Annotated in this window: 6 protein-coding genes; 5 read left to right on the top strand and 1 reads right to left on the bottom strand. The window is 45.2% G+C overall.

Features of this window, described 5'->3' with window-relative positions:
- Positions 1 to 464: 464 nt before the first annotated feature.
- Complete coding sequence (locus RBB62_RS19640) at positions 465 to 3,638, bottom strand: glycoside hydrolase family 140 protein (protein ID WP_309400963.1); 3,174 nt, start codon at positions 3,636 to 3,638, stop codon at positions 465 to 467.
- Between the two features lie 130 nt (positions 3,639 to 3,768).
- Between RBB62_RS19640 and RBB62_RS19635 the strand changes: the two genes are divergently transcribed.
- The 5 genes from RBB62_RS19635 to RBB62_RS19615 all read left to right on the top strand — a co-directional run bounded on the left by RBB62_RS19635 (position 3,769) and on the right by RBB62_RS19615 (position 15,846).
- Complete coding sequence (locus tag RBB62_RS19635) at positions 3,769 to 7,053, top strand: hypothetical protein (RefSeq protein ID WP_309400962.1); 3,285 nt, start codon at positions 3,769 to 3,771, stop codon at positions 7,051 to 7,053.
- 140 nt (positions 7,054 to 7,193) lie between these two features.
- Positions 7,194 to 7,940, top strand: coding sequence for a hypothetical protein (locus RBB62_RS19630; protein ID WP_309400961.1), 747 nt, complete (start codon positions 7,194 to 7,196; stop codon positions 7,938 to 7,940).
- A gap of 275 nt (positions 7,941 to 8,215) precedes the next feature.
- Positions 8,216 to 11,059: a hypothetical protein gene (locus RBB62_RS19625; RefSeq protein WP_309400960.1), complete on the top strand. Its 2,844-nt coding sequence runs from the start codon at positions 8,216 to 8,218 to the stop codon at positions 11,057 to 11,059.
- A gap of 25 nt (positions 11,060 to 11,084) precedes the next feature.
- The gene (locus RBB62_RS19620; protein WP_309400959.1) at positions 11,085 to 12,719 is read left to right on the top strand and encodes a hypothetical protein; all 1,635 of its coding nucleotides are present in this window, start codon (positions 11,085 to 11,087) and stop codon (positions 12,717 to 12,719) included.
- A gap of 784 nt (positions 12,720 to 13,503) precedes the next feature.
- On the top strand, positions 13,504 to 15,846 hold the full coding sequence (locus RBB62_RS19615) for an alpha-L-rhamnosidase-related protein (RefSeq protein ID WP_309400958.1): 2,343 nt from the start codon (positions 13,504 to 13,506) through the stop codon (positions 15,844 to 15,846).
- Positions 15,847 to 15,984: the final 138 nt, after the last annotated feature.

Raw genomic sequence — 15,984 nt, 5'->3', positions numbered from 1 at the left:
GCCCAATTTGCCAAACAACAATCCGCAGGTTCCGGCTCCGTTCGGCCTACGGCCTCTCTACGCCAGAACCTCAACAATCCAACCAACCCACTAAACAACAAACCGACTGGAATCTTCTCATAACAAGTGGGCCAAAAAGGGGGAGCCAGCCACGTCCGGCGCTTACGTTTATACAAGCAAATCGGCCAGCTCCAGGAGGAGGTGAAATTTTTTAAATACAGCTGTGACAAGCTCGGTATCCTTATTCCGGAGGACGAACTTAGTCGATAAGGGCTAGCCATGAGCATCCAGAAACAGTGCAAATTGCTTGGGGTGCCCCGTTCGAGGTTCGGGACCACCTCACTCACCCCGTGTCGTTAGCGGCCTCGTCGAAATCTAGGCCCATCGAATGCATCCAGTAAAGCGGCATCGACCTGTATGTGAGCGTCTAAAACGAAGCCGCCACAACCTGAGATCTGCGAAATCTACCAAGGCATTGGCATGACTTTAAGGTTATCCCAATACGAAAGCACCGGTACGCCCCCATTGTTAGCCGGACTAATAATGTCGATGCAATCAATACTACTGGCGTCATTTCGGAAGGGCAGGCCATCGAAACGCTGATCGTTAAAAACTAAGTTAAACGTATCAGTTACCACGTCAATTTCCAGCCGTAGATGATGCCAACTACCATTGGAGCAATCCACTCCCAAGTTAACAAATCCACTACCACTATGGTATGATATAGAGCTAGGACCAATGTATAGACATACAGCTTGCCCGCCGATATAGAGATAGGTTGCCTGTGAATTAGTTATACCAGGCTCGGTGCCTCCATAGTAATCAATTTCGATGGCGAATTCTCCATTTTGCGCATCGAACACCTGAACGCCACGCACAGTATCGACATCGCTGGCATCGTATAATCGCAAAACGGATTTACGGGACGTCGAATCTGTGGGATCATCAACCACCCCAAGAGTTGAACTTCCGACATTGCCCGAGCCAAGCCAACTCGCTGGCAGATTGCCGTTGGCTGTATCATTAAAGCTTTCTTTAGCCATGAAAGCAGGAGCATTCCAATGACTCACGCTGAAATTAGTCCAATAGCAATGAATCGTCTGTCCGCCCTGATCGGTGGGACTTATCATTGAGATTTTTGATATGCTGCTAACTGTATTCCTGAAGGGCAACCCATCAAAACGCTCATCATTAATGATTAAATTGAAAGTGTTATCTTCAGGATCTAGCTCAAGGCGCATATGATACCAAACTCCATTCTGAAAATTAGCATCCAGTGTCACTATCTTGTTTCCATTATGGTAACTAAACTGCCCGGGGCCAACATAAAGACAAACACTCCACCCCTCTACGTAAAAATACGCCTTTCCGGTATTAACATGTGAGCTGTCAGCGACCCCATAGAAATCGAACTCAACTGCAACCGGACCACTTTGGGTAGAAAAATTGCGTGTAGCCGCTACAGATTGATTATCCGATATATCAAACATACGAACAACTTGATCAGATGATGAGTTCACAGGAGCTGCCACCACCTCTATACTACCACTAATACCATCACCTGATGCCCCTGTCCATCCAGTGGGGAAATTTCCAAGTGCAGTTGAGGAGAAATTGTCGACCAGCAGATCGCAGGGGCCATCCCACCCCAGCTCAGGCACATCAAGTATCAATAACCAATCCTCAAAACTACCTGAACTGGGAGGGGTGAAGGCCACTAGAGGACCACACGCGACCGTGCCCAACTGTGTAGTATTACCAGTTTCAGGATCCATCCAGTAGGCGCGCGCATAGTGTCCTGCCAATGCAGTCAAATCCAAAGACACCTCCTGCCCCTCGGCGATATACACCATAGCGTAACTACCCTTTTCATCGCGAGTAGCCCATACAGTATGATAACTGGAACCCTGTCCACTGACGATCATGCTCTGGTCGGGAATTCGTGTAAAGAATGGGCGACCATCAATAAGTACGTCCTGCATATAGCCAAGCTGAGTCGCTGCAGGCCTTTCCATAGCGCCATACCAGTTAAGATCGGGAAGCCAAGTGCCCGTATAAGCTTGGACAGAGGGTTGAAAGACCCCATTAGAGCCATATCCAAAACCTGCCCCACCACTAAACACGGTACAATAGGCCGCTACGCGAATATCATGAGCCGTTAGTCGATCATTCATATCGCCTAAATCCAGACCCTCAGTAATCTGTTCATAACCTGCTTCGTCATCAAATATTGGCTTTATTGGATGTTTTTTGCGATTATTTGTAATGTGTGTTTCCTTAGGATTGGGATCGCTGACAAATGCTGGATTTGATACCCGACGATGCCCAGACTGGTTCATATTGAAGGCCAGCCATTCCGAATTATGAAACCATGTTGCCGACGAGCTATTACCACGCGGATGATAAGTAATCATTTGATCGCCGCTTCCGCCATTTCGAAGTCCGTCAACGAGAAGATCCCACACTGGTCCGTAGTTGACACCATTGGAGCCATGCAGGTTACGGTCACCGCCCATAGACCAAATAACTTGTTTGTTGGCAAATTTAGTGCCCAAGTAACTCCCATAAGCGTAAGCGTTACTTGTATTGATTAGTTGATCTTCGGTAACATTATCACCCCATGTGGGCAATAGCAGAACATGAAGTCCTAGCGAGTTAGCATAATCTACAATGTTTGCCGCGCGGTCGAAATAGTCATCATTAGGCACTAGAGGATTGGTAGAATTCCAGAAACTGTTACCGTAAGCATCAATCCCATAAAAGTTACCACTTACCAGAATAAATTGAACAACACCAAAACCTTTGCCTGCCCGGTTCTCCAAATATGCTTCAATATCCGCATCGGTAAGGTGATTTATAAGTCCCCACCCGGTATCTGAGTAAAAGAAAAATGGTTCATATTCTACAAGGCCACCACCAATATCAGTCGCACGAGCAAAGTAATGACCCGAATTGTTTTCATTCCAAATGCGAAAATTATCAAAATTGAGATCGAACAATGGCGAGTTGCCCATTGTAAATATTCGCATGGAATCAAAGGTATCCTGAACCCCGTTACGGAAGTCATAGCCGGACATGATTACATTTCCATCGAGGTAGACATCGAAAGTCTTGGATGGAATGTCAGCAGCAATTGTAACTCGGTAAGTTTGCCCTAATGTACAAGGTATATTTGGCGAAGGCGTCCTGATTGTTGAACCATCAAAGGCGCTGAATCCACTAGCCGAATTTGCAAAAAGGCATATTTCCATATTAGGCCCAGGTGCATCGCTGCTTCCAAAGTAAAAGCCACAGGAGTTGCCTAAATCATTAGCCGTAAAGTCGAACTCAATTGTGACATCACCCGCCTGCAAGTCAAATGGGATGTCGATAGCAATTGAATCTGATGTAGATGCATCACGAACATGAAGAAATTTACCTCCATTAATATCACGCTCAACCTGCGCCAGAAGAGATGCGGACGCACTTTGATCAACTGAGAAATAGCCAGGTAAACTTCCTTCTCTTACAAGGTCGAGATCTTCCTGTAAAACCATGGGATAGACTACGAGCTTCTGAGCGCCGAGTGATTGAATCAGCATGAAGATTATGATTGGGAAAATGCTGCGTAGAGCATGCTTAATAGTGGGGTAGTTCATAATGCGGGGTATTTGCATAATTAACGAGATTAATGGCATGCAATTAACATGTCAACTAATATCTCTCTTGATATATTCTTAATTGACACCCCGACTCAAATTGAGAAATACTCGATTTTCAGAGTTACGCATGAGCCCAATATCCCCCTCCTCCTCCCCTGACAACTCAAGCAAGCGCCTTCCAATTGACGAGACCAGTCAACAAAAAGGATTCGCTTTAGCTATATCGCTGGTCCTAATGGCACTTCAGGTGTTATTGATGACTAGTTTGGCAACGCTTGTCTCAGTTGAAATTAGATCCGCCGGTTCGAAAAACAAACTGGATCAGGCACGGCAAAACGCTCTATTAGCCGTAGCTGTGGCATTGGGTGAGCTTCAGAAGCACGTAGGGCCCGATATGAGGGTGACCGCCTCAGCCGCAATCCTTGACTCTACACCCGAGAGCATTGCAATTGACGACGTACAGCACCCCCACTGGACAGGAGTTTGGGAAAAGGACACTCATACTGGCCAGCCTTCCCTGCGAACATGGCTGGTAAGCGGGAATGAATCAAGAGCACCAGGCCAAGATGACTTCCTTAATGCACGCGATGCAAACCTAAGGCCGGGTGACGCCATTCCCTTGGTAAGCAGTGGAACGCTCGGGCAACTGTCCCAAGAGAATCAGTATGTCTATGCGAAAAAGATTTCATCAGGCAATGGATCATACGCCTACTGGATATCCGATGAACAATCTAAAGCACAAATAAATCTGGGCGACGACACATCAGGAAATAACACAGCAGCAAACTTATTGCTACCTACTACATATAACTTTTCACAACTCTCCTCAATTCTGCCGAGCGATCTTGATGCCTACCCTAACGTTACAAAATCTAGTTCTATAGATGAATTATCCATTGCACTAGGAATAGATGACGTAAGCAAACAAGACCTACAGTCACACTATCACGATATTTCTTTCGATTCCTACGGACTCTTGACCAATGCAGCAAATGGTGGATTCAAAGTAGACATGACCGCACTATTCGAACTGGAAAACCTACCAGAAGAATATGACCAAAAGTCAGTCTATGACGCACCAGAAGCAATCCAATCAGACCCCTGGGCAACTCAAGCCCCAAGCTGGAATTACATGAAGTCGTTTTACGAATTGCGAGACGACTTACTAGAGGATGGGATGCTGACACCTCGAACTGGTGACGAAAATACCCACGCAATAAGTCCAGTCATCGCTTCATTCAAATATGGAATTTCAGGAGGCCTTAATGCAGAAAATCGCTTGATTGTAAATTTGTATCCGCAAGTTGTTCTCTACAATCCTTACAATGCAACCCTACAAGGAAGAGACTACGGATTCATGTTTTTTGCCAACCCATATCTCCAGGATGAAAACGTCCACGGAGAACTGGAAGCCTGGCGTTTTCTACCCATGATGAGGGCAAACTATAATGCTGATTTGTACCCAGATTCCGACAACTATGAAATTGGCCGAACATTCACTTTCAATTCTGATATCGCAACGAAAACCGATCAAGAAGTAGCTGGGGATCCACCAATCATTACCCCGACTGGCGGCCCCAGATTCACGATCAAATGCCCAGACATACCCCCGGGGCAAGCAATAGTTTTCACACCAGATGCTAGGAAGAATTTTCAACGAGTTACCGCCTCCAATAGCAGCCTAACCCCAGGGTTTAAGCCACATGCATTCGTCTGGCACTTAAATCGCTATCTAATCAATCCTGGCGACACAGTCAGGTGGTCAGTAATAGACGCTGGGAGAACCGACACCGTCTACCTAGACGCAGCACTAGTCGATGATCTTAGCGTTGAGGGTCTACTCTCCAACTCTGGAGCACCGAATCGCTTAAAGTATATTAATCGAGGCATCGAATCGGGAATCTCTGATCGCGTTTTTCAAATGACTGGTCGAATCCCAATTCAACAGTCAAACCTATCAACAACAGGTGAGCAGCAACTATATTACGGGATCCCAAACCCAAGCCCTCAAGAGCAAGTAGCGTGGGGGGCATACGGATTACTCGCCCACGATCCCGACATGAATGGTGATCGCCCGAATAATATTCGTCCTTATGCAAACTTCAACATGCGCGCATCGATAATGGACTCTAAAAATATCCTCGATGAAAACGGATTCTCACACTCATTTTACCGCCCATATGCAGGAGGAAATCTCCCCGTTATCGATTTTTTTGGCGATAATAACGAGAAGGTGTATCTCGGCGGTTCGTACTCTGCCGGAAGCGGCTCAGAATCACTCATTCTCTACGATGTCCCACACGATGAAACTATCTTTCACTCTTTAGCGCAATTCCAGCACATAAAAATAAGTGACCACTTTGATGAACCAAGCTATGCTATAGGCAACTCCTGGGCCTCACCACATATAGCGAGAGACGCTCTTTACGCAAGAGGAGACGGCGTCATATCACGCAGTGGAGATTATATTGGAGATATTGATCATAGTGTTGTTGATACTTCGTATTTATTGAACCAAGCACTATGGGATGGATATTTCTTCTCCACTCTCAAAATTATTGATACTGAAGGCGAAATACCAACATCACACCAACCCCAAAATCCTCATTATAAGCTCTTAGAAAACCTTCCTGAAGAAGAGACTTTTGACGATCCCTCTCGTAATGCCGCTATGCTTTATGTTAATGGCGCATTTAATGTAAATTCCGTTTCAATTGATGCCTGGAAAGCAGTACTGGCCGGCATGGACGGCATTGTCCTGCCCGAACTAAGCAACACTCCGATCAGCAATCCACACTTCCGCTTCTACAACCCACGAGAGGCTTCTGATAATCTTTGGAGTGGTTTTCGCGAGCTGACAGATGAAGAAATAGATCAGTTAGCGAGCGAAATCGTAGAGCAAGTCAAAAGTCGTGGACCGTTTACTTCGCTTGGAGATTTTGTGAATCGCAGTTTAGTAAATGATACCGCCTCCAAAGCATCAGATGGATTAAGTGGTGCACTCCAAACCGCCATTGATCACACATCCATCAATGAAGCCATCCCTGGAAATGATGTGACATCAGCAAACACTTTAGATTTTGCACACTCTAGCCATATAACTGGCTCAACTAGCGATAGCATTTCAAGCTATCTAACCCAAGCAGACATCCTCACATCAATTGGATCAATTATTACCGTAAGATCAGATACTTTTGTAGTACGAGCTTACGGTGAGACTAAAGACAGCTTTAGTGGCCAGACTACCGCACAGGCGTGGTGCGAAGTAGTTGTGCAGCGCATACCTGAATACATAAACCCTACTGACAATAGCCCTGCTGACAAACCGGAACGTTTATCAGATGAAAACACACGCTTCGGTCGCCAAATGAAAGTTATCAGTTTTCGTTGGCTGTCTCCTAACGAAGTCTAGATCATATCAGGCTCACCCTTTCGCCAATTGAGCTCAATCGCTTCAAGCAATGATTAATTTAATGTAATCGATAAAGCTTATATGAAGCTCATCCACATTGAAACAACACACTTTTTTAACTCAAATTTAGCCTCGGATAAATGAAATTACTGCTCACTGCATTGCTCTTAATGACCTGCTGCCTACATGCACAACAGACAGATCAAGTATCGTTGTCGTTTAGAATCATTACCTGGGATTCGGATATCGATGGCGTGTACTTCAAGGATGGGACTAACTACATTGAAATCCAAGCAATCGCCAGTCAAATTTCCCACACATACACCTATCAGGGCATAGGCGATATGCATCTTTATCGAAAAACGAAGATTGATAATAGTGCCGATGAGGGGTATGAATTTATAGGAAAAATCAATATCAATCGGGGGCTAACTGAAGCACTACTGATTCTATTTGATGCGGGGAAATCTAAGCGAGATAGCATTAGAGGATTATTCTATCCGGCCAGCGCTAGTGAATTCTCAAACAACCCACTCATTATCTATAACTTTACTAAACACAAATCCATGATTAAGCTTGGCGATACCATGATCGAGCTAGACCCATGGGACAGCTATGCCGTCAAGTCGGATAAAGCAGAGAAAAGTAGCACTCTACTATGTAAGATAGCCAGCAACACGAACAACGAGTGGAAGCTAATCTACAATAACTTTCTAAATTTAAGCCCCGGAGTTCAGGTTTATTTTTTCATTACGAGTGAGGAGAATACAGGTTCAAATGGCAAACGCTTCACTTTTCAAACAAAGAAAATACTGAATTACAACATTAGTGATGAACTACGAGAGTCCTACCTCAATGCTGAATGGTCTAAAGATCCGACCAGATAGCATTCATTAGATATGCTACCGCTCATATTCTCGGATCGGTAAAGATATTCTAATCAAATGGCTATAAAAACCAATAAAACATGCATCAGCTAGCAAGTTGCTTTTTATCTAACCGTATTGATCTAGGCAATTTTCTCAAAGCATAAATTGATCTACCCCAAAGTTTAATTCGATTAATGATGCAAACTAAAAGGCATGACGGCATCATATAATGTGCACTTCATGCGTTTCACTAAATTAGCAACTATAGAAATTATCCGCTACTCCAGATTCACATGAATATGCATCTATCATCGCCGATTCTCGCTGCCCTGTATGCCATTCTTCTACTGACTAGCAGAACTTTAGTAGGATCTGGATTTGGCGACACTTTTTCCTACCAACCAGGTAGATTGGCCGAGGTGTCCAAGGGCTTGTGGTATGATTCACAAGGCACTTCAGACGTTTCGGTCAATGCCAATCAAGGTGCGACACTCAACGCATCTACAAGCAATACACTGACTCGTCGATTGCAGCCATTGGATGACTCTGGTGATCTGCAACACTGGCCATCCGACACTATCTTTGCGCGATTTAAGCTAACAGTTAACGCCCTTCCTGAGGCAGGAGATGGAGAATACTTTTTATGCTTTAGTGACAGCACAGGCAGTCATCATGGCCTAATATTCATTAAGCGTGACAATTCATCAAGCTTTCGGCTAGGTGTCTCCTACAGCGATACAATACCCTCAGCAACAACAGGGACAGCTTACTCAGAGGGAGAGACGCTCAACCTGATCGTTAGTTTAAATAAAAATACTCACGTAACTAAACTATGGGTCAACCCACTTACGGAAGCTTCATCAAGTATAAGTTCGAATGACATCGGACCTCCAGAATTCAGCGATTTAATAGTCCTAAGGCAATCAAATCAGCAAGGCGGCATAGGAGGGCTTGTCATGGACGACCTCATCATTGGAGAAAATTTCAGCGAAGTCTCCGGAAAAATCATTGATGTAACCGCCCCCACTAATGGACCAAATTTCGCGATGCCTGACGATACAATTGACGATGGCCCAGGCTTACGCCAGGCGATAGCTGCAGCACAGCAAGATGGAGGACCATGCATAATACTTTTTCCTTATGGGACCTATCGCATAACAGAAACCGATTCATCCTATGTTTCCTATGATGGTGGTGTCTATAGATATGCCAGCGTTGTAGATAATATCGATAATCTTGTGATTCAGGGTTCGGACTCGACTTTACTGATAACCAGTGCCACGCCTGCACCAAGCGGCTTCGACTATAGCGACGTGAAACTCCCGCTTTTTTCCACAGTCACATCGTTACCGTCGCCCAGCTATTCCCCATACTACTCAACAGTTTCCCCTTTTCACTTCGCGCATTGTGATAATCTAACGATCAAAAATCTCCTAATCGAGTGGGAACGACCTTCCGTAACAATAGGCACTGTTGGTACGGTGCAAACGCAACCCCCCATTTCAGGCTACTCGAACCAGTGGCAATTTACAGTATCTGTTGCGGGTCCCCCCTTAACCAACAGTTACGATTGGGCCGTTATAGGCCTTGTTGATGTTGATCCGATAAGCGGTTTGCCACTGTCTAATGTTTCAGTGAAAGATAAATCTACAACCAACTATCTGGACTGGTCTATAAATTCCAATCTGTCTACACAGTATACAATAACAGTTCGATCAAATTCCGGCACATCGGGTGACAATGCAGATCTAACCGAACATTTGATTCGCACTTTCAATCAACTTGAGGGTAAGAAAGTGGCACTTCACCACCCTAGTGGCGGAGCATTAAGAGGCCCCTACGGCCCGCCATCTATGGCAGCCTACCGTAACACGAATATGAAAATCCAGGATGTTACGCTGGCCAGCAATGTCGGAATGGGCATTCAAGCAGGCGAGTGCACAGACCTAACATTTGATCGGATCAAGCTACAACCTTCCAAGGGAGCCCTAATCTCGACTGCCAAGGACGGTATATTTCTATCCTTGTGCCACGGGGACATTGTTATGCGAAACTGCACATTTGAGGCAACCGGCGATGATTCCGTCAATTTACATGGGGCCAAATTCCTTAATATTCAAAGCACGGTCCCATCGAATCCTCCATTCACGCTTACCTGTTCTACCGCCGATGGCTCTTTCACCGGACCTGTCCCAAAAGCTGGTCAGCAATTCGAATTCTATAATCAAGGTAACGAAATCAACGCCGCCTATACGTCTGGATCCTCAAACTTCCATGCAACTGTAATTTCAGCTTCGGCAAATGGTAGCAACCTGACCATCACATTCGACAATCTACCTGCCGGCCTCAAAACTGGGGATTCCATGTGTTGTGTCTCTGATCTACCTACTTTAAGTGTCGAAAACTGTAGTTTCATTGGAAGTTTTGCGCGTGGATTGATAATTTCCACTCAAAATGCAACAATCACCAACAGCAAATTTGAAAACATTGCCTTCAATGGCATCTATCTGCTGGCAGATATGCGTCGTAGTGGTGCCCAAGCTCCGGGCATGCGGAATCTAGTAGTAAGCCAATGTGAGTTTTCTGGCTGCGGCGCTGCACCCATTGCAACATTTTCACCAAGCTATAACCCAACTTCCCGCCCTAGCGCTGCAGGTATGTTTCGAGACTTCACTATAACAAACAATATTTTTAGGCCCGAGAGTGAAAGTAATATTAACTCACAGAGGCTCGCCAGGCTTACATCAGGCAACGAAAATGAGGATGTACAAAGCGCATACATGCAAGCGGCGCTACTCTTGAGTGGCCTAGGTGGAACAAATTTGATAAAAGACAACCTAATATACGGAACTGGTCCAAATGATGGCTTTAGTCCTGCAATATTTTTGAATCATACCGAGGGTGTCAGCATAATCAATAATCAAGCATCAGGAATGCACTGGCAGCGAACAATGGAACACAAACCTGTCTTAAACACACCGGGGGAAATTCCAAATTTTGGCGCAACACCTACAAATGAACTTGTCGACTATTTGGTGCAGGCGGATGAAACCGAGGTTAATGGGTTCACAGGTGAACCACAAGTACTCGACTCAGATTTGTTCGGCTACCCTCGCCAACTAGGTGACATTCAATAGGAACCCAACCATTAGAAGTTGCCATATGACGAAACACTTACCACTTACGCTGACATCGGTCTTTTTATTTTGTCTGAGGATTCACGCAGAAATCTTATTGAGCGGCTTTGGCGAATATGCAAATGGATCATTAACGGAACAATTCTCACCAGAAGGACAAGAATGGACACGAACTGGTTCAATAGAGGCCTTCCCACTAATTGTCAATTATGGCGAAGTACCGCTCATGGGAGATGGGGAGGATGCCACTATTGGCCTCGGAGGCATCCACAGTAACACTACTATCTACGTCGGACTTACACTGAGCCTGATAAATGCTAGTGATGGTACTGGTGATTTTTTTGCTGCCCTTGGAGGCGATGGCACAACATACACAGCTGGCCGGTTGTATGCATCCACAAATGGCGCTACCGCAGGCGGCTTCCGGCTCGGTGGAAGTACTTCATACGCAGGTGGAGCCAATTTTGGAACCACAGATTTGTATTTCAACACTCCTTATCGAATTGTATTGGCATACACTGCCGATTCGGCAACTCCTGGCTTCAAAATCTATGTCAATCCGATAAGCCCCAATGAGGAAGATAACACCGTATACATATCCTATTTCAGAAATTACGTATCGGGATTAAACGAAGTTGCCAGTTTTCAATTATCACAATTTGGAGGGCAAAAAGCTGGGACTATCTCAGATTTGCTAGTTGCAACCACATTTGCAGAGGCATTCGCGGCTACCAGCCCGACAACCCCATTATTCAACCCAATACTCGAGGACAATTTTGAAAACGCATATACTGGCAGCATTGGAGGGCAAAAGCAATGGGATGTTTTGGCTGGAAATGCAATCGTACAGAATACGGTCACACACGAAGGTTTAAAGGCATTGGACATTGGAGAAACAACACTGGCCCATGACATCTTAAGAACTAATGACCTTCTCTGGTTGCGAGTGTATGTGAAGATGAATGCCCCACCCACCTCAACACCAATCGTTCTCAATTCTACAAGTTTAGCATTTTACGTAGACACGGATCGTCATTTAGTTGCTCTCGATGGCCAAACACCGATAGACACATCCGCCCTAATGCCTCTGAATTCATGGGTGCAGTTTGATGTCTTTTGTGACTACGAGAACATGCACTGGAACCTTAGCATGAACGGAACCACTATAGGTGAAGCTATGGCGCTGTATTCGGCCAATACAAACATCCAACATATTGTTATTTCTAACAGCAGCAATCAGTCAGCATACATAGACGAAATACTGATAACTGACTATGAACAGCCATTAGGCGCACCAGATATTGATAGTGATGGACTTCCTGACTGGTGGGAACTAACCTATTTTGGTGAAATTGAAGTAAGTGAGGCCTCTGCACAGTCATTCATCCCAAACCTTAGCAACCGGGATGCCTATGTCTCTGGAGTCAATCCAAATAGATTCGAGCCGATTATCACATCATATTCACATCAAGGCACACTAAGATGGAACACGAAACCATATAGAACTTATGAAGTGCAATGGACTCCAGATCTCAATCAAAGCTTTATGACAATTGAAACACTGAGCTGGCCAAACTCAAAGTTCATTGAAACGGATGCCTATCGTCTCGCCCAACCGGTAAGTTTCTATCGATTGAATGTCAAATTAAATGACAATTAATTATAATGTTAATTTCTGTGAAAATGTTGAGAAACTTGGTAAACATCTCGCGCGATTGCACCAAAAGCCTTTGCGTATGGCGGTTTGCCCCTACTGCCCTGCGCTCGATAGCCAATATTTTTGCGCAGCAGCATCAATGTGAACTACAGATAAGTCACATGGTGCCTTGCGAGCACTTGGATCAGGGACATAGAAAAATTGATTAGTAGCAACTCGATCTCACGACATACATCTGTATCGAAAAAATGACAATGGACAACAATGCAGCAGCGGATTATAAACTCGTTGGAAAAGTCAATATCAAGCGGGGATTAACTGAGGCACTGCTAATTCTATTTGATAGGGCAAAATCTAAGCGAGACAGCATTCGAAGTTTTATTCTATCCGGTCAGCGCTAGTGAATTCTCAACAACCCAATCACCAGCTATAACTTTACTAAAGGGCACTTCAATTAACCTTCTATGATACGAGATTGCGCAACCATTGAAAGGCAGGCGAGGTGTATGGGGGAGGTAAATCGGAGTGCCCTCAATTTTCAAACAAAGAAAATACTCAATTTAATCATTAGCGACGAACTAGGAGAGTCCTACCTCAATGCTGAATTGGTCTGAAGATCCGAACAGATGGCTAGCGCAGTCATTTGACCTAATACTACACATAACACACATGTTTAACGGATTGGCTGAGGCACCCTGTCGGGAGATCAGCATTCAGCGTAGCAAGAAGAGGAATATTCGAGATTCCAACATTTTACTCTAGATGGTTGCCCGTCTGATTTCAATTTATGAACTTACAAACCTTGCCACGAATTGCCCAAACTGCGCGATGGATTTGGCCACAGAGCATGCATTGGGATTTGCATAATGGCTATGCACTATTTCGCAAAACCTTTACGCTATCATCACCTCCAGCTAAAGCCCCTCTGTATATAACGGCTGACCAATCTTACCAACTATACATCAATGGAAGCTATGTGTGCCGCGGTCCAGCACGTGGCTTTCAGAAAAGTTGGTCAGTTGACAAAATCGACATCGCTAAGTGGCTTAAAAAAGGCGAAAATATTATCGCTGTCAGGGCCTATAATCCTGGTTACAGCAACTTCCAGTATATCTCCCAAAGCTACGCTGGATTGCTGGTTTTCGCTCAAATTGACGGGATCAACATTGTGACGGACGAGACATGGAACAGTCGTCGACAGTCTGGTATTCGAAAAGCAAGTGCCCCCGTTAGCCTCCAATTATTCAGTCAGGAGATAATAGATTTGAATCTGGAAGATTCAGATTGGATGCAACTAAACTACGATGATAGTGAATGGCATGAGAAGCTTCAAAGTAGCGTCTGGAATGCCATGCCGTGGCACACGCTAGAGTCCCGAGACATCGCGATGCTAGACGAACGCACGATTGATACCTTCACCTTAATTGGTCAGGCGTCAGGCGTCTCAAAAGTAAATTATACCAATACATATAACCTTGCAGTGCATCGCTACCGCGAAGGGTTAGGACACATGAAGGTGCAGAGTGTGGCCAAGCCGTACCTCGTACCAAAGACAGGTAAGGGTCACTGGAGCAGTCTCCTTTTAGATTTAGGAAAACTGCATGTCGGCAGTTTGATACTAGACATAGAAAATGCTCGCGGTGGTGAGATCATTGAAGCCCATTATTATGAGACAATTGACGAAGAGTCACTGACGCCAGACTTTGCGCCGGAAGCACATTGCCGCATGGCTTTCAGCAGCCGCCTAACATGTAAACCCGGCAACTTCAGCTATAGCTTTTACCATACATTCGGATTTCGCTACCTGGTGCTCACAATTCGAGATAATACCGATGAGTTGACCATATGCCCTAAGTTGCGCTCAGCCGTTTACCCAATGGTGCAGAACGGTAAATTCACTTCATCAGATCATACATTAAATGCCATCTGGATTACCTGCGCCTGGACACAGCGAGTTTGCAGCCTTGACGCCTACGTGGATACGCCGTGGCGGGAGCAGGCGCAGTGGTGGGGTGACGCCCGCGTACAAGCATGGAACACCTTTTACTTAAATGGGGATACACGACTTTTCCGTCGTGGCATTCAGCAAATAGCAACCCAAACAACGCCTGAAGGCGTAACTTATGGACACGCACCTACCATTGCGCATAACTGTATACTTCCGGACTTTACGTTGATATGGATCATAACCCTCTGGGATTACTATTGGCAAACAGGTTCGGTAGAACCGTTTCTAAAGCATCAACGACAGATAAGGCATGCCTTGGAGTATTTTGCAGACTGGACTGACCTTGAACTCGGACTGCTTAAATACGACAAGCGGTTCTGGTTGTTCCTCGACTGGACCAATTTGCGCAAGCAAGGTTGTTCGAGCGTTTACAGTTTGTGGTATCTCTATACGCTAGATCGGCTCTCAGCTTTGTATGAGGCTGTCGGCCAAGCCGACTTGCGTCTGGAGTGCAAGCAACGCGCAAAAGTCTTGAGACAAAGCCTACTGCGGCTCATTTCAAAGGATGGCCTGATGCGTGACGGCTATACCAGCGATGGCAAGATAGATCATGAAACCTCAGTTCATGCACAGACTCTGGCCATCATGACTCAACTTCAGCCCGAGAAGAATGAGATAATGCTTCAACAGCGACTCTTGGCCTACTTGCTCGATAAGCATTCCACGCAACTCAAACCATCGGCATACTGGATCACGTACCTGTACTCCGTTCTAGCTGAATACGGCTATGGCTTGGAAGTGGTAGAAGACATCCGAAAGCGCTGGACCCCGATGGTAGCGCATGGAACCACATGGGAGAACTTTAATCCGCTCCGAGGTCATGAAAGTCACTCACATGCGTGGTCCGCTCACCCTTTATTTCACTTGATGCAGATTATTGGCGGAGTCCGCCAGCAAGCGCCCAATTGGAAGCAGATACTATGTGCACCAACCTTTTATGGTGATTCCGCTGAGGTAACAATACCAACCCCACATGGAAAAATTCATTCAGTATGGAAGCGCAAAGCATTTTCAATCAAGGGACGCTTGGAATTACCTAAAGGCATAACTGCAATTATCGATTTGCCCCAACATGATACAGTTACAACTTTCGAAGATTTTCACTATGAGATAGCACTATAGGCTATGATGGATGCAATTTTACGCTGAATAAGATAAACAAACTGGCCGACAAACCTTTAGTTGAAGTAGTTACGAGGCAATCTGACAGTTGTGTGATAGACCATGGATTATCAGTCTGGTCCTAATGCAAGAACGACG

This window comes from Cerasicoccus maritimus, assembly GCA_031296935.1.
Classification (GTDB): Bacteria; Verrucomicrobiota; Verrucomicrobiia; order Opitutales; family Cerasicoccaceae; genus Cerasicoccus; species Cerasicoccus maritimus.
This window is presented reverse-complemented; position numbering and strand designations above follow the sequence as displayed.